Here is a 14924-nt window from a genome sequence, read left to right as displayed (position 1 = left end):
GGTCCGCACGACACCGCCGCGTCCGGCCGCCGGCGAGTCCCGCCGGGCCGCCCGGGCGGCGGCGGCCCGGCCACCGTCGAGCACCTGCAACGCCGGCCGGAACGGGTCGTTGGAACGGGTGCTGCGCGGAGTACGCCGCTGCTCGGCGCCGCGGGTCGGCACGCCGCGCTCCTCGCGGACGGTCCGGCCCCGAGGGGTGTACGCCCGGGCGCCGGAGATGCCGCCGATACCCGGCTCGTCGGTGCCCGCCTCCCCGTCGACGGGCCCGCTGTCACGTGCAGAACCGCGCCGGGACCCCGTGGGGTTCCGGCGCGGTTCGTCCGACCTCGGTGGCACCGGTCAGCCTCCCGCGCCCTGGCTGGTCACCGACGGCTCGCCGGTCGCCGGCTTCGGCACGCCGATGGTCTTGCCGTCCGGCAGCCGGATGTACGCCGGCTCACCGGCGTCCACCAGGCCCAGTCGGCGCGCCTGGGCGGTCAGGTTCCCCGGCGCCTTGGCGTCGGCGATCTGCTTGTCGAGCTGCTGCTTCTCCAGGTCCAGTCGGGCCTGCTGCTGCTGCAGCTTCTCCAACCGGAAGGCGTTCTCGTTGATCTTGGTGTTGACCGCCAGGATGCCCAGCACCCCACCGACCACCAGCACCACGATCAGCGCCGCGAACGGCGCACGCGGCACCGACACCGGCGGAGGCGGCGCCACCCGCAGCCGGGGCGGACGGGCGCTCGCCGCGACGCCGGCCTTCTCGGCCGGACGCAGCGCGGCGGTGCCCTGGGTCGGGAACTCGCGCGCCCCCCGGGCGCGAGCCTCCCCCTGCCGATTCACTCGATCGATGCGTGGCGTACCGTTCCCCACGCGCGGAGCCCGCTCCGCCGCGGTCCGGCCCCCCGACCGCGGTGCGCGCTGCCCGCCGCCGGTGACGTCCCGGCGGTCGCGCTTGTCAATGTTCATGTCCCTCCCCCTCAACATCCGTCCCTCTACGGTCACGGCACCCCTGATCCCCCACGGATCAGGCGGACCCCGTGCCCGGTTGGTGCATTCCCTTCACCCTTCGGCGGGACCGTTCGCGGTCGGTCCGCCCCTGCTCTGTCGCGTTCGGGTCGAGTCGCTCCGCGGCCCGCAGCCGCACCGAGGCGGCGCGCGGGTTCGCGGCGACCTCCGCCTCCCCGGGTAGTTCGGCGCCCCGGCTGAGCAGCCGGAACGTCGGACCGGACCCGGGCAGCTCAACCGGGAGGTCGACCGGGCCCTTACTGCGGACCCGGTCCGCGAGCGCCGCCTTGGTGAGCCGGTCCTCCAGCGAGTGGTAGGACAGGACCACCATGCGACCGCCCACGGTCAGTGCGTCGAGCGCGGACGGCAGCGCCGTCTCCAGCGCTGCCAGCTCCTTGTTTACCTCGATCCGCAAAGCCTGAAACGTTCTCTTTGCCGGGTGTCCGCCCGTTCGTCGGGCTGGTGCCGGAATGGAGTCCCGGACCAGCTCCGCCAGCCGCGCGGACGAGGTGATCCGGGCGCGTTCCCGCTCCCGGATGATCGCCGAGGCGATCCGGCCGGCGAACTTCTCCTCGCCGTAGACCCGCAGCACCCGGGCCAGGTCCGGATGCGCGTACGTGTTGACCACCTCCTCGGCGGTCACCCCCCGGGTCTGGTCCATCCGCATGTCCAACGGCGCGTCCTGCGCGTAGGCGAACCCGCGGTCGGGCGCGTCCAGTTGCAGCGACGACACCCCCAGGTCGAACAGGATCCCGTCGATGCCCGGATAGCCCAGCCGCTCCAGCACCTCGGGCAGCTCGTCGTAGACGGCGTGCTCCAGGTGCACCCGGTCGGCGAACCGGGCCAGCCGGACCCGCGCGTGGGCCAGCGCCTCGGTGTCCCGATCGAGCCCGATGAGGACCGTCTCCGGGTGCGCCGCCAACACCGCCTCCGCGTGCCCGGCCAGGCCGAGCGTCGCGTCGACGTACACCGTCCGGCCGCCTCGACCCAGCGCGGGGGCCAGCAGCTCGAGACACCGCTCGAGCAGCACCGGCACGTGCGTGCCGCGCAACTCCCCCATGTCGACCCCCACTGGTTGAAACGTCCGTTCTTCTCGTGCGCCTGCCGTCGGACGGCGCTGCCGTCGTACCGCCAGATCCCCATCCGCTCCCGCCGGCCACCGGGCTCGGGCCCGATGACTGGATCGTGCGCCTGGCACCGGGGAAGGGATGCCAGGAACTCGAAAGCGGCTGGAGATCTCGCAGTACGTCGGGCGCCGTTCCGCCCTACAGACCGCCGGGCAGCACCCCCTCCTCGATGTCGGCGAAGTCGTCTTCGCTCTCGGCGAGGTAGGTCTCCCAGGCGACCTTGTCCCAGATCTCCACCCGCGTGCTCGCGCCGATCACCACGAGGTCGCGGTCCAGCGCGGCGTACGCCCGAAGGTGGGCCGGGATCGTCACCCGGCCCTGCTTGTCCGGGACCTCGTCGTGGGCGCTGGCAAAGAAGACCCGGCTGTAGGCCCGGGCCGCCTTGTGTGTCATCGGCTGCGCGCGCAACTGCTCCGCGATCCGCTGGAACTCGGGCGTCGGGAAGACGTAGAGACAGCGCTCCTGCCCTTTGGTGACCACGACACCCCCCGCCAGCTCATCCCGGAACTTGGCCGGAAGGATCAGCCGGCCCTTTTCGTCCAGGCGCGGAGTGTGGGTGCCGAGAAACATCGGCCCTACCCCCTCGCCCTTGAGCGGCGTTCGCGGCGCCGCTGACCCCCCGGGCCGGTGAGCCCTCCCGGCCTCACCATTGGTCCCCACTCTACTCCACTTCCCTCCACCTGCAACCAGATTCGCCCGCGTGGCGCGCCCGATCCGGAGGCAAAACCGCACGTCACAAGGGGTGGAGCACGGTGGAGGGCCGCGGCGCCCCTCCGGCGTGGTCCGCTTTCCGACATAGATCGACTCCCTCCGGCGGACGCCCACCCGGCCGCCCGCGCGGAAGCCACGGCCGAACGGTTCACCGTCGGCGGCGATCTGGTGAGGCGGGCGGTCCGGTAACCTCGCTCGCGTGACGGACGCGAAAATGCCCCTACGGGCCAAGGTGGCCAGCTCCGTGTCACGGACCGCCGCGGCGCTCTCCCGGGCGGCCGGCCGTGGCGACGGTTCGGTGATCGGCGGGTGGATCGGGCTGAAGATCGACCCGGACCTACTGGTCCACCTGTCGGCCGGGCGCGCGATCGCGCTCGTCTCCGGCACCAACGGCAAAACCACCACCACGCGCCTGACCGCCGCCGCGGTCGGCGTGCTCGGCCGGGTCGCCACCAACTCGTTCGGCGCCAACATGCCGACCGGGCACACCTCGGCGCTGGCCAAGGCCGGCAGCACCCCGTACGCGGTGCTGGAGGTCGACGAGCACTATCTCGCCCAGGTGCTGGAGGCGACCGAACCGCACGTCGTCGCCCTGCTGAACCTCTCCCGCGACCAGCTCGACCGCGCCAAGGAGGTCGCCATGATGGCGCAGCTCTGGCGTGCGGCCCTGGTCCGGCACACCGACGTGCGGGTGGTGGCCAACGCCGACGACCCGATGGTGGTCTGGGCCGCCACCCCTCCGGCCGACCCGGCCCGGGGCATCAACCCACCGCACGTGACCTGGTTCAGCGCCGGCCAGCGCTGGCACGACGACTCCTGGGTCTGCCCCGAGTGCGGCTCCACCATCCAGCGCTCCGGCGACCAGTGGTGGTGCACCGGCTGCCCGCTGCGCCGACCGGAGCCACAGTGGGTCGTCGAGGACGAGGGCGTGCTCGACCCCACCGGCGCCTGGCACAAGGTCTCCCTCCAACTGCCCGGCAAGGTCAACCTCGGCAACGCGGCCACCGCGCTGGCCGTGGCCGCCGAGTTCGGCGTACGCCCGGTCGACGCGGTGTCCCGCCTCGGCATCGTCACCTCGGTGGCGGGGCGCTACGCGCAGGTGGACCGCGACGGGCGCAACATCCGCCTGCTGCTGGCCAAGAACCCGGCCAGCTGGCTGGAGGCCTTCGACATGGCCGACGAGGCGCCGACCCTGCTCTCCATCAACGCGCGCGACCCCGACGGGCTGGACACCTCCTGGCTCTTCGACGTCGACTTCGCGCCGCTGCGCGGCCGGCAGGTGCTGATCACCGGCGACCGGGCGTACGACCTGGCGGTCCGACTGGACGTCAACGACGTGGCGTTCCAGCACGTCCGCACCTTCGACGACGCGATCCGGTCGGTCCCGCCCGGGCGGCTGGAGGTCATCGCGAACTACACCGCGTTCCAGGACATCCGAGCGGAGTTGGACCGTGTCAACTGAGAGCCTGCGTATCGTCTGGATCTACCCCGACCTGCTCTCCACGTACGGCGACCGGGGCAACGCGCTGATCCTCGCCCGGCGGGCGCGCCAGCGTGGCATGCCGGTCGAGGTGCTGGAGGTCCGCTCCGACCAGCGGCTGCCCGCCACCGCCGACATCTACCTGGTCGGCGGCGGTGAGGACGGGCCGCAGGCGCTGGGCGCGCAGCGGCTGATCGCCGACGGCGGTCTGCACCGGGCGGTGGCCCAGGGTTCGGTGGTGTTCGGCGTCTGCGCCGGCTACCAACTGCTCGGCACCTCCTTCTTCGCCAAGGGCGTGCAGTGCCGTGGCCTGGAGCTGCTCGACCTGCAGTCCGACCGGGGCCCGAGCCGGGCCGTCGGCGAGCTGGCCGGTGAGATCGATCCCCGGCTGGGCCTGCCCGCGTTGACCGGCTTCGAGAACCACGGCGGCCGTACCCACCTCGGCCCGGAGGTCTCCCCGCTGGCCCGGGTAACCGCCGGGGTGGGCAACGACGGTGCCACCGAGGGCGCCTGGCGCGGCAAGCTGCTCGGCACCTACTCGCACGGCCCCGCGCTGGCCCGCAACCCGGCCCTGGCCGACCTGCTGCTGCGCTGGGCCACCGGGGCGAACCAGCTTCCGCCGCTGAACGACACCTGGTCCGACCGGCTCCGCAACGAGCGCCGCGCCGCAGTGGCCGCCGCCCGGGCATGATCCGCGCCGTCCGGCGGCTGCTCCGGCAGCCGTCGGCCGCCCGGTTCGCCCTGCTCGTCCTGCTGATCGGCTGCTGCGGGCTGCTGCTGCTCCTGGTGCCCCGACCGGATCCGCAGCAGCTGCCGAGGCTGGCCGACCAGTTGGGCGACCTCGCCCCGGTGGCCGCGGTCCTCGGCGGCGCGCTGCTGCTGGTCGCACTGGTCCCCCGGACGTTCATCACCCTCGCCGCCGGCGCGATCTTCGGCCCGCTGGAGGGAGCCGCGTACGCCCTGGGCGCCGCGTTGGTGGCGGCGGCGATCGGGTTCACGGTGGGCCGGCTGCTCGGCCGGGAGTTCGTCGCCGAGCGCGTGCGTGGCCGGCTGGCCCGCCTCGACGGCTGGTTCGCCCGGCAGAGCGTGCTCGGCGTGGTCACCGTCCGGCTGCTGCCGATCGCCGGCTTCGGGCTGGTCAGTTACGGCTACGGCACGACCGGCGCGCGGATCCTGCCGTTTCTGGCCGGCAGCGTCATCGCCTCCGCGCCGACCGCGTTCGGCTACGCCGCGATCGGCGCGGCGGTCAGCTCTCCCGGCCACGTCAACTGGTACGCGGCCGCCCCCTCCAGTCTCGGCCTGATCGCCAGCGTGGTGCTGGTCCACCGCTGGTGGCGCGCCGAGCGCCGCCGCCGTTCGATGGCGGTCGCACCGTGACCGAACCGACCGGCGACCCCGTCGAGGAGGCACTCACCGGCGGCTTCGTCGCCGACGTGGTCCGGGTCGGCGACACGGTACGACGTACCCCGCCGGCCAACCTGGACTTCGTCGGCGCCCTGCTGCGTCACCTGGCCGGCGTGGGCGCGGACCTCGCGCCCCGCCACCTGGGCGTCGACGCCCAGGGCCGGGAGATCCTCAGCTACGTCGCCGGGCGGGTGCCGTGGCGGGACCGGGAGGATCCCGCTTTCTTCGCCGACCCGGCGCTGGTGCGGCTGGCCGAGCTGATCCGCCTGCTGCACGACGCGTGTGCGGGAACCGGGTTGGCCGGCGACGCCGAGACCGTGTGTCACCGCGACCTGTCGCCGAAGAACACGGTGTACCGGGACTTCCCCGCCGGCCCGCTCCCGGTGGCCTTCCTCGACTGGGACCTGGCCGCGCCGGGGCGGCGGATCGAGGACGTGGCGTTCGCCGGCTGGCACTGGGCCCCGTTGGGCGAGGGCGCCGATCCCGCCGAGCTGGGCCGGCGTTGTCGCGTCCTCTGCGACGCCTACGAGGCAGCCGGCCCGGGGGTGCTGCCCCGGGCGGAGCTGGTCGACGTGATGCTCGACCAGATGGAGAGCACCTGGCGCGGCATCGACGCCGGCGCCGACCGCGACGAGCTGGCCATGCGCCGGCTACGCGAGGCGGGCGTGCCCGACGGAGTACGCCGCTGGCAGCGCTGGCTGCACGCGAACCGCCGCCCGGTAACTGGGTCGATCATGAGTGTGGTGGGGTACCGATCACCTGGAAAACGGATGAACCGGCCACCACAACTCCATGATCGACGCGGGGCCTAAGCCACCACGGACACCAGTCGGTTCGGGACCACGATGACCTTGCGGGGTTCCTTGCCGGCCAGCACGGCGGCCACCGCGTCCAGGGCCGCCGCGCGGACGGTCTCCTCGGACGCGTCGGCGGGGACCTCGACGCGGCCACGGACCTTTCCGTTGACCTGCACCGGGTAGGTCACCGTGTCGGCCACCAGCAGCGCCGGGTCGGCGGTCGGGAAGTCCACGTACGTCAGCGAGGTGTCGTGCCCCAGCCGGCGCCACAGCTCCTCGGCGATGTGCGGGGCGAACGGCGCCACCATCAGCACCAGCGGCTCGGCCACCTCGCGGGGCGTCGCCGACAGCCGGGTCAGCCCGTTGGTCAGCTCGATCAGCTTGGCGATCGCGGTGTTGAACCGGATGCCGTCCATGTCGCCGCGGACACCGTGGATCACCTTGTGCAGCAGCCGACGGGTCGCCTCGTCGGCCGGGCCGTCGCTGACCCGCAGCGCGCCGGTCTGCTCGTCGACCACGGCCCGCCAGACCCGCTGCAGGAACCGGTACGCGCCGACCACCGCCCGGGTCTCCCAGGGACGGGACACCTCCAGCGGGCCCATCGACATCTCGTACACCCGGAAGGTGTCCGCGCCGTACGCGGCGCACATGTCGTCGGGCGTCACCACGTTCTTCAGCGACTTGCCCATCTTGCCGTACTCGCGGTTGACCACCAGGTCGCCCAGGTAGTAGGCGCCGTCGCGCTCGACGACCTCCTCGGCCTGCACGTAGCTGCCGCGCGAGTCGGTGTACGCGTACGCCTGAATCATGCCCTGGTTGAACAGCTTGCGGAACGGCTCGAACGACGACACGTGCCCCAGGTCGTACAGCACCTTGTGCCAGAACCGGGCGTACAGCAGGTGCAGCACGGCGTGCTCGGCGCCGCCGACGTACAGGTCGGTGCCCCCGCAGTCACCCGCACCGCGCGGGCCCATCCAGTACCGCTCGTTCTCCTCGTCGACGAACCGCTCGCTGTTGGTCGGGTCCAGGTAGCGCAGCTCGTACCAGCAGGAGCCGGCCCACTGCGGCATCACGTTGGTCTCCCGGGTGTAGCGCTGCGGCCCGTCACCCAGATCCAGTTCCACCTCGACCCAGTCGCGCCGCCGCGACAGCGGGGTCTCCGGGTTGGACTCCGCGTCGTTCGGGTCGAACGTCTTCGGGGAGAAGTCGTCCACCTCCGGCAGCTCGACCGGCAGCATCTCCTCGGGCAGGGCGATGGCCGCGCCGGTGGAGTCGTAGACGATCGGGAACGGCTCACCCCAGTAGCGCTGCCGGGAGAACAGCCAGTCGCGCAGCCGGTACGTCACCGCGCCGGTGCCGTGCCCGTTCGCCTCCAGCCAGGCGATGATCGCCGCCTTGGCGTCGGCGACCCCCAGGCCGTTCAGGTCCAGGCCGCGCTCGGGCGCGGCGCTGTTGATCGCCGGGCCGTCCCCGGTGTACGCCTTGCCGTCGAAGCCCTCCGCCGGCTGCACGGTACGCACGATGGGCAGCTCGAACACCTCGGCGAACGCCCAGTCCCGCTCGTCCTGCGCGGGCACCGCCATGATCGCGCCGGTGCCGTAGCCGGCCAGCACGTAGTCCGCGATGAAGATCGGGACCTGCTCGCCGGTGACCGGGTTGGTGGCGTACGCGCCGATGAAGACGCCGGTCTTCTCCTTGGTGTCGGACTGCCGCTCGACGTCGGTCTTGGCCGCCGCCGCCTTGCGGTACGCCTCGACGGCCGCCCGGGGGCTCGCGTGCCCACCGGTCCAGACGTCCCGCGTGGCGTCGGGCCAGGCCGCCGGCACCAGCGCGTCGACCAGCTCGTGCTCGGGCGCCAGCACCATGTAGGTGGCCCCGAAGATGGTGTCCGGACGGGTCGTGAACACCCGGACCGGGTCCTGGCTGGTGGGGAAGTCGATGTGCGCGCCGGTGGAGCGACCGATCCAGTTGCGCTGCATGTGCTTGATCGGCTCGGGCCAGTCCAGGCTGTTCAGGTCGTCCAGCAGGCGGTCGCCGTACGCGGTGATCCGCATCATCCACTGCTTCAGGTCGCGCTTGAAGACCGGGAAGTTGCCCCGCTCGGAACGGCCGTCGGCGGTGACCTCCTCGTTGGCCAGCACGGTGCCCAGCCCGGGGCACCAGTTGACCGGGGCCTGCGAGACGTACGCCAGGCGGTGGTCGTCGACGACCTGGCGGCGCTCGGCGACGCTCAGCTCGGCCCAGGCCCGACCGTCGGGGGTGGGCCGGTTGCCGCCCTCGAACTCGGCGATCAGCTCGGCGATCGGGCGGGCGCGGCCGGCGTCCCGGTCGTACCAGGAGTTGAAGATCTGCAGGAAGATCCACTGGGTCCAGCGGTAGAAGTCGGTGTCGATGGTCGCCACCGAGCGACGCTCGTCGTGGGCCAGCCCCAGCCGGCGCAGCTGCGTCTTGTACCGCTGGATGTTCGCCACCGTTGTGGTCCTGGGGTGGGTGCCGGTCTGCACCGCGTACTGCTCGGCGGGCAGGCCGAACGCGTCGAAGCCCATCGCGTGCAGCACGTTGCGCCCGGCCATCCGCTGGTAGCGGGCGAAGCAGTCGGTGCCGATGTAGCCCAGCGGGTGGCCCACGTGCAGGCCGGCGCCCGACGGGTAGGGGAACATGTCCAGCACGTACAGCTTCTCCGCGCCGGCGCGGGGGTGCTCCGGGTCGGCCAGCGGGCCGGTCGGGTTCGGTGCGTGGAAGGTGCCCTCGCGCGCCCAGGTGTCCTGCCAACGATTCTCGATCTCGTCGGCCAGGGCCGCGGTGTACCGGAACGGGGGAATGTCGCCCGCCGGTGCGGCTGCCTCACTCATCGTCTCTCCTCGCTTCGCTTCGCTTCATCTCGGCGTCGTCACCGGGCCGGGCCGGTCGTCTCGGCACCGCCGGACGGGCCGGCGGAGGGCACAAAAAAGCCCCTCGCGCAGGAGGGGCCGCCGTGCTGTCACGCGTTCAGCGCATCAGCACGGCCCGGTAAGAAGCAGGAAGACTCCGGCCATGCCCCGCAGTGTACCCCGCGCCCGGACCGGGCGACGCGGCCGCCGCCAGGCGCGGGCCACGGGGCGGTCACCGGGCCGCGGCGAGCCGGGCGGTGTCGGTGGTGAAGCCCCAACACTGCTGGGAGTTGAAGACCACCGCGTCCCTGCAGTAGTCGGGGCTGGAGGTGGCGGTCGCGTCGGTGAGCAGCACGGCGGCGTAGTCCCGGAAGTAGGCGTCCTCCATCGTGGTGCTGACGCACTGGTCGGTGTTGACCCCGCCGAAGAAAAGAGTGCGGATGCCCTGGGCGCGCAGCACCTGGTCGAGATGGGTGGCGTGGAACCCGTTCATCCGGTACTTCTCGATCCGCACGTCCTCGGGCCGCGCCAGCTCCCGCAGCTCGTCCACCAGCGTCGCGCCCCACGAACCCTCGGTCAGCACCGGGCCGTGGTCCAGGGGCTGCCCGATGCCGGCCTGGTCGAGGCGGTGCTTGAACGACCAGAGCGTGGACGCGCCAAGGTTGCGCAGGTCGGGGCGGTTGTGCCAGTACACCCAGATGACGGGTACGTCGAGCTCGCGGGCGGCCCGCACCGCGCGTACCGCACCGGGAACGGCCGCCCGGCAGGCGGTGTGGTCAAGCCCCGAGCGGTCGGTCCAGCCTCCCGGGGAACAGAAGTCGTTCTGCAGGTCGAGAAGGACCAGGGCGCTCGCGTCCAGGTCCAGGACGACGGGCAGCAACTCGGCGTCGATCCGGACCCGCCGCCCGCCGGCGCCGCCCGCCACGTCGACGTGGTCGGTGTGCAGGCGCCACTGCGCCGCGCCGCCGCCGAGGCGTACGGCGCCGTCGTCGGTCTCCCCGTAGATATCCCGCTCCCGCCACACGGCGCCCTCCCCGGGTTCCCGTCCGCGCGACCCACGCGGAGCGGGACGCCGGATACCCGGGGACGGGACAGTCACGCGTCCCTCGACCTGGCGAAAATCGGTGCGTAACCGACGGACTACCTGCGGGGGTCGGCGATAACGACAAACATGGTTAGCCTGAGAGGCCAGTGAGATTCCTGCGGCAAACGAGGCTCGGCGTCGCGAACCCTACGGCGGGTCCAGGTGCTCTAAACAGAGCTGCCGTGACGGCGACGAGGAGGAGGCCCGTGACACAACAGACCTGGGACGAGGTGGGCGGCCTGTTGCCGCACGACGAGTTCCGCGCCGCCAGCGAGGCCATCGTGGCCAACATCGAGCAGGTCATCGAGGGCAAGACCGCCACGGTGCGGCTCGCCCTGGCCGTTCTGCTCGCCGAGGGTCACCTCCTGATCGAAGACGTCCCGGGTGTCGGCAAGACCAAGCTGGCCAAGGCCCTCGCGCGGTCCATCGACTGCACGGTACGACGGATCCAGTTCACCCCCGACCTGCTGCCCAGCGACGTCACCGGCGTCAGCGTCTACAACCAGGAGACGCACGACTTCGAGTTCCGCCCGGGCGCCGTCTTCGCCAACCTGGTGGTCGGCGACGAGATCAACCGGGCCTCGCCGAAGACCCAGTCGGCGTTGCTGGAGTGCATGGAGGAACGCCAGGTCACCGTCGACGGCGTGACCTACCAGCTACAGACCCCGTTCATGGTCATCGCCACCCAGAACCCGATCGAGATGGAGGGGACCTACCCGCTGCCCGAGGCGCAGCGCGACCGGTTCACCGCCCGGATCGCCATGGGCTACCCGGACTCGGGCGCCGAGCTGGCCATGCTCGACGGGCACGGCGCCACGGACCCGCTGCACGAACTGCGCCCGGTCTCCGACGCGGACATCGTCCGGCAGCTCATCGCCACCGTCCGTCAGGTGCACGTCGCCGACGCCGTCAAGCAGTACGCGATCGACCTGGTCACCGCCACCCGCGAGGCCCCCGACCTGCGACTGGGCGCCTCCCCCCGGGCCACCCTGCAACTGCTGCGCACCGCCCGGGCGGTCGCCGCCCTGGAGGGGCGCGACTACGTCCTCCCCGACGACCTGCAGGCCCTGGCGGTGCCCGTGCTGGCGCACCGGATCATCCCGACCGCCGACGCGCAGCTCGCCCGGCGCACCACCGACGCGATCGTCTCCGAGCTGGTGCACCGGCTGCCGCTGCCACACGACCGGCAGCGCAACCCGTACGACACCCGGCCCGCCAGCGGCAACGGTCGCGCCCCCTACGAGCCGCGGAGGCCGTGACGTGCGTGCCGGGCTGCGCGGGCTGACCACCCGCGGGCGCTCGTTCCTGGCCGCCGCCGTCGCGGCGGCGATCTCGGCCGGCATCCTCGGCGAGAAGGACCTGCTGCGGGTGGCCGTGCTGCTGGCCATCCTGCCGCTGCTGGCCGCCGCCTACGTCGGGCGTAGCCGCTACAAGCTGGCCTGCAACCGGTCACTGGACCCGCACCGGGTCCCGGTGGGGGCCAACTCCCGGGTGGTGCTGCGCCTGCAGAACCTGTCCCGCCTGCCGACCGGCACCCTGCTCCTGGAGGACCGGCTGCCCTACGCGCTGGGCAGCCGACCCCGGGTGGTGCTGGAACGACTCGGCGCACACCAGGCCAGCTCCGTGGCGTACACGGTGCGGGCCGACGTGCGGGGCCGCTACGACGTGGGCCCGCTGGTGGTCCGGATGACCGACCCGTTCGGTCTCTGCGAACTCAGCCGGGCCTTCCCCAGCACCGACCATCTGACGGTCATCCCGCAGGTCACGCCCCTGCCGTCGGTCCGGCTCCCCGGGGAGTACGCGGGCAGCGGCGACAGTCGGGCCCGGTCCGTGGCGGTGCATGGCGAGGACGACGCGGCGACCCGGGAGTACCGGCGCGGCGACGACCTGCGGCGGGTGCACTGGAAGTCCACCGCCCGTACCGGCGAGCTGATGGTGCGCCGCGAGGAGCAGCCGTGGGAGAGCCGTGCCACGGTTGTCCTGGACACCCGCGCGTACGGCCACCGCGGGGACGGGCCGACGGCGAGTTTCGAGTGGGCCGTGTCCGCCGCCGCCAGCATCGCCGTGCACCTGCGGCAGGCCGGCTACAAACTGCGCCTGGTCACCGGTTCCGGGGTGGACGTGGACGCCTCGGAGGCCGGCGGCGACGGGGCGCTGCTCGACCACCTCGCCGAGGTTCGACTCGACCAGCGCGCCGAGGTGACGGGCCTGGTGCAGCGGGTCCGGCAGCGCGCCGACGGCGGTCTGATCATCGGGCTGTTCGGCGCGGTGAGCGTGGCCGAGGCCGAGCTGCTGGCCGGGCTGCGCGGCAATGGCGCCACCTGCGTCGGCTTCCTGTTGGACAGCTCCACCTGGCTCAGCCTGCCGGAGAAGGCGCGGTCCGAGGCGGAGCGCGCGCACGGTGCCGCCGCGCTCGCCCTGCTGCAGAGCGGCTGGCGGGTGGTGGGCGTCGACCACGGCAGCCGACTGCCGGCGCTGTGGCCGCAGGCGGGCCGGGGCTCCCAGGGCTTCGCCCTGCGCGCCGCGCTGGCCGAGACGGTGGCCGGCGGCGTGCGATGAACGGAAGGTTCCCCTCATGATCGCCAGTCGGAACATCGGCGCGGTGGCGGCCGCCGCCACGCTGCTCGCCGCCGCACCGCTGTCGGCCATCTTCGAGACCTGGACGTGGCTGATCCAGTCGGCGATCGCGGTCGGCGTGGTGGCCGGGGTGGCGGCGCTGACCCGACTCGTCCGGGCGCCGCTGTGGGGTCAGGTGCTGGGCATGCTGGCCGCTCTGCTGCTCGCCCTGACCTGGCTGTTCCCCAGCGGTTCGGAGCTGCTCGCCTTCCTGCCCTCGACGGGCACCATCGGCCACTTCGCCGACCTGCTCAACGGTTCCATGCAGGACATGCGCTCCTACGGCGTCGAAGTTCCGGACACTGACCCGCTGCTGTTCATCACCGTGCTCGGCGTCGGTGGGGTGGCCGTGCTGGTCGATGTCCTGGCGGTGGGGCTGCGCCGACCCGCGCTGGCCGGGCTGCCGATGCTCGCCATCTACTCGGTGCCGGTCGCCGTCTACGTGGACAGCGTCCCGGCGACGCCGTTCGTGGTGGGCGCCGCCGGGTACCTCTGGTTGCTCGTGACCGACAACGTCGACCGGGTACGCCGGTTCGGCCGCCGGTTCACCGGTGACGGCCGCGACGTCGACGTGTGGGAGGCGTCCCCGTTGGCGTCCGCCGGCCGCCGGCTCGCGGCGGTCGGTGTGGCAGTGGCTGTCGCGTTGCCGCTGGCCGTGCCGGGCCTGACCGGTGGGCTGCTCGACACGCTCACCGAGGGGACGGGCAACGGCACCGGCAACGGCCGGTCGGGCTCGGGTGGCGCGTCGGGGCGGATCGACCTGTTCGCCGCGCTGGCCGGTCAGCTCAACCAGTCCGAGGTCGCCGACCTGGTCAAGGTGACCACCTCCGAGCCCAACCCGTTCTACCTGCGCTATGCGGTCGCCGACGAGCTGCGTCCGAACGGGTTCCAGGCGCGCACCCCGAGCGGACGGGCGGTCAACCGCGACCTGCCGGACCCGACCGAGCGGGCCGGTCGAGGAGTGCAGCAGACTGCCTACCGGGCGACCGTCGAGGTCACCAAGAGCCTGAGCATGTCCCTGATGCCGGTGTACGCCGAGCCGACACGCACCGACGACCTGAGCGGCAACTGGCTCTACGACCCCAACCAACAGGTCGTCTTCTCCAACCGGGAGAGCTCCCGGGGCCGGAAGTACACGTTCGACTACATCCGCTCGACGTACACGCCGGCGGTGCTGCGGGCCGCGCAGCCGCTGCCGGCCGACCACCCGGTACGCCGGCAGCTGACCGCCACCCCCGGCGCGGTGCCCGAGGTGGAGGAGCTGGTCAAGGGGCTGGTCCAGGGCAAGCGCACCGACTACGACCGGGTGTTGGCGATCTACCAGCACTTCTCCGCGGACAACGGGTTCAGCTACCGGCTCAGCACCCAGAGCGGCAGCAGCGGCCAGGACATCGTCAACTTCCTGACCAACAAGGTCGGCTACTGCCAGCAGTACGCGGCCGCGATGGCCTGGCTGGTCCGCACGGCCGGCATCCCGGCCCGGGTGGCGTTCGGCTTCACCAACGGCAGCAAGCGCGAAGGCGACACCTACACGCTGACCAACCTCAACCTGCACGCCTGGACCGAGGTCTACTTCGACGGCATTGGCTGGGTGCCGTTCGACGCCACTCCGTCGTACGGGGTGCCGGGCTCGACCCGGTCCTCCTGGGCTCCGGACACGGACGCGCCGGAACCGTCCGCCCCGGGCGCCGACACCACGGACACCCCGGCGGGCCCCGACGCGACGGCCGGTCCGGCCGGCCCGGACAACGCCGACCGGGACACCGACACCGGCCTCTCCCTCGGCGGGCAGAGGCCGACCGAGGAGCCACCGGTGTGGCCCTGGTGGACGGCGGGGCTGCTGGCACTGTT

Annotated in this window: 11 protein-coding genes and 2 pseudogenes; 7 read left to right on the top strand and 6 right to left on the bottom strand. The window is 72.6% G+C overall.

Annotated elements, in window-relative coordinates:
* From JNW91_RS33705 to mraZ, 4 genes and pseudogenes are all read right to left on the bottom strand, one after another.
* A pseudogene (locus JNW91_RS33705) lies at positions 1–336 on the bottom strand (penicillin-binding protein 2); the annotation flags it as partial.
* Positions 337–339: 3 nt separating this feature from the next.
* Entirely contained in the window at positions 340–945 is a 606-nt protein-coding gene (locus tag JNW91_RS22645) for a hypothetical protein (protein ID WP_203177478.1), read from the bottom strand.
* A pseudogene (gene rsmH, locus JNW91_RS22640) lies at positions 935–2044 on the bottom strand (16S rRNA (cytosine(1402)-N(4))-methyltransferase RsmH). The gene JNW91_RS22645 and the pseudogene rsmH overlap by 11 nt, the downstream one beginning before the upstream one ends.
* Before the next feature lie 205 nt (positions 2045–2249).
* Positions 2250–2681 (bottom strand): division/cell wall cluster transcriptional repressor MraZ, encoded by a 432-nt coding sequence (gene mraZ / locus JNW91_RS22635; protein WP_203177477.1) that lies wholly within the window; start codon positions 2679–2681, stop codon positions 2250–2252.
* Between the two features lie 355 nt (positions 2682–3036).
* Here mraZ and JNW91_RS22630 point away from each other — a divergent pair, with 355 nt between their 5' ends.
* Genes JNW91_RS22630 through JNW91_RS33700 form a run of 4 tightly spaced genes read left to right on the top strand, consistent with a single transcriptional unit; the run spans position 3037 to position 6518 of the window.
* Entirely contained in the window at positions 3037–4284 is a 1248-nt protein-coding gene (locus tag JNW91_RS22630) for a MurT ligase domain-containing protein (protein WP_203177479.1), read from the top strand.
* Positions 4274–4993: a type 1 glutamine amidotransferase gene (locus JNW91_RS22625; RefSeq protein WP_203177476.1), complete on the top strand. Its 720-nt coding sequence runs from the start codon at positions 4274–4276 to the stop codon at positions 4991–4993. Before JNW91_RS22630 ends, JNW91_RS22625 begins: the two co-directional genes overlap by 11 nt.
* Positions 4990–5679: a TVP38/TMEM64 family protein gene (locus JNW91_RS22620; RefSeq protein ID WP_203177475.1), complete on the top strand. Its 690-nt coding sequence runs from the start codon at positions 4990–4992 to the stop codon at positions 5677–5679. Before JNW91_RS22625 ends, JNW91_RS22620 begins: the two co-directional genes overlap by 4 nt.
* The gene (locus tag JNW91_RS33700; protein ID WP_203177474.1) at positions 5676–6518 is read left to right on the top strand and encodes a phosphotransferase; all 843 of its coding nucleotides are present in this window, start codon (positions 5676–5678) and stop codon (positions 6516–6518) included. Before JNW91_RS22620 ends, JNW91_RS33700 begins: the two co-directional genes overlap by 4 nt.
* Here JNW91_RS33700 and leuS read toward each other — a convergent pair.
* Together leuS and JNW91_RS22605 are read right to left on the bottom strand one after the other, a co-directional pair.
* On the bottom strand, positions 6515–9355 hold the full coding sequence (gene leuS, locus JNW91_RS22610) for a leucine--tRNA ligase (protein ID WP_203177473.1): 2841 nt from the start codon (positions 9353–9355) through the stop codon (positions 6515–6517). The genes JNW91_RS33700 and leuS overlap by 4 nt on opposite strands.
* Positions 9356–9605: 250 nt before the next feature.
* Positions 9606–10397, bottom strand: a complete 792-nt coding sequence (locus JNW91_RS22605; RefSeq protein ID WP_203177472.1) for a cysteine hydrolase family protein — start codon at positions 10395–10397, stop codon at positions 9606–9608.
* A gap of 266 nt (positions 10398–10663) precedes the next feature.
* Between JNW91_RS22605 and JNW91_RS22600 the strand changes: the two genes are divergently transcribed.
* From JNW91_RS22600 to JNW91_RS22590, 3 genes are all read left to right on the top strand, one after another.
* A complete protein-coding gene (locus JNW91_RS22600; RefSeq protein ID WP_203177471.1) occupies positions 10664–11716 on the top strand; it encodes an AAA family ATPase in 1053 nt (350 codons plus the stop codon).
* 1 nt (position 11717) lies between these two features.
* Complete coding sequence (locus JNW91_RS22595; RefSeq protein WP_203177470.1) at positions 11718–13016, top strand: DUF58 domain-containing protein; 1299 nt, start codon at positions 11718–11720, stop codon at positions 13014–13016.
* Positions 13017–13032: 16 nt separating this feature from the next.
* A partial coding sequence (locus JNW91_RS22590) for a transglutaminase family protein (RefSeq protein WP_238425498.1) occupies positions 13033–14924 on the top strand: 1892 nt, incomplete at its 3' end.

The sequence above is a fragment of the Micromonospora parastrephiae genome (assembly GCF_016802865.1).
GTDB classification, from domain to species: Bacteria; Actinomycetota; Actinomycetes; order Mycobacteriales; family Micromonosporaceae; genus Micromonospora; species Micromonospora parastrephiae.
Note: the sequence above shows the minus strand (reverse complement) of the source record. Positions and strands in the feature narration are given on the sequence as shown.

Excerpts from the sequence above, each read along its gene's own strand:
- mraZ (WP_203177477.1), bottom strand. The coding sequence starts at position 2,681 with ATGTTTCTCGGCACCCACACTCCGCGCCTGGACGAAAAGGGCCGGCTG.
- leuS (WP_203177473.1), bottom strand. The coding sequence starts at position 9,355 with ATGAGTGAGGCAGCCGCACCGGCGGGCGACATTCCCCCGTTCCGGTAC.
- JNW91_RS22645 (WP_203177478.1), bottom strand. The coding sequence starts at position 945 with ATGAACATTGACAAGCGCGACCGCCGGGACGTCACCGGCGGCGGGCAG.
- JNW91_RS22630 (WP_203177479.1), top strand. The coding sequence starts at position 3,037 with ATGCCCCTACGGGCCAAGGTGGCCAGCTCCGTGTCACGGACCGCCGCG.
- JNW91_RS22620 (WP_203177475.1), top strand. The coding sequence starts at position 4,990 with ATGATCCGCGCCGTCCGGCGGCTGCTCCGGCAGCCGTCGGCCGCCCGG.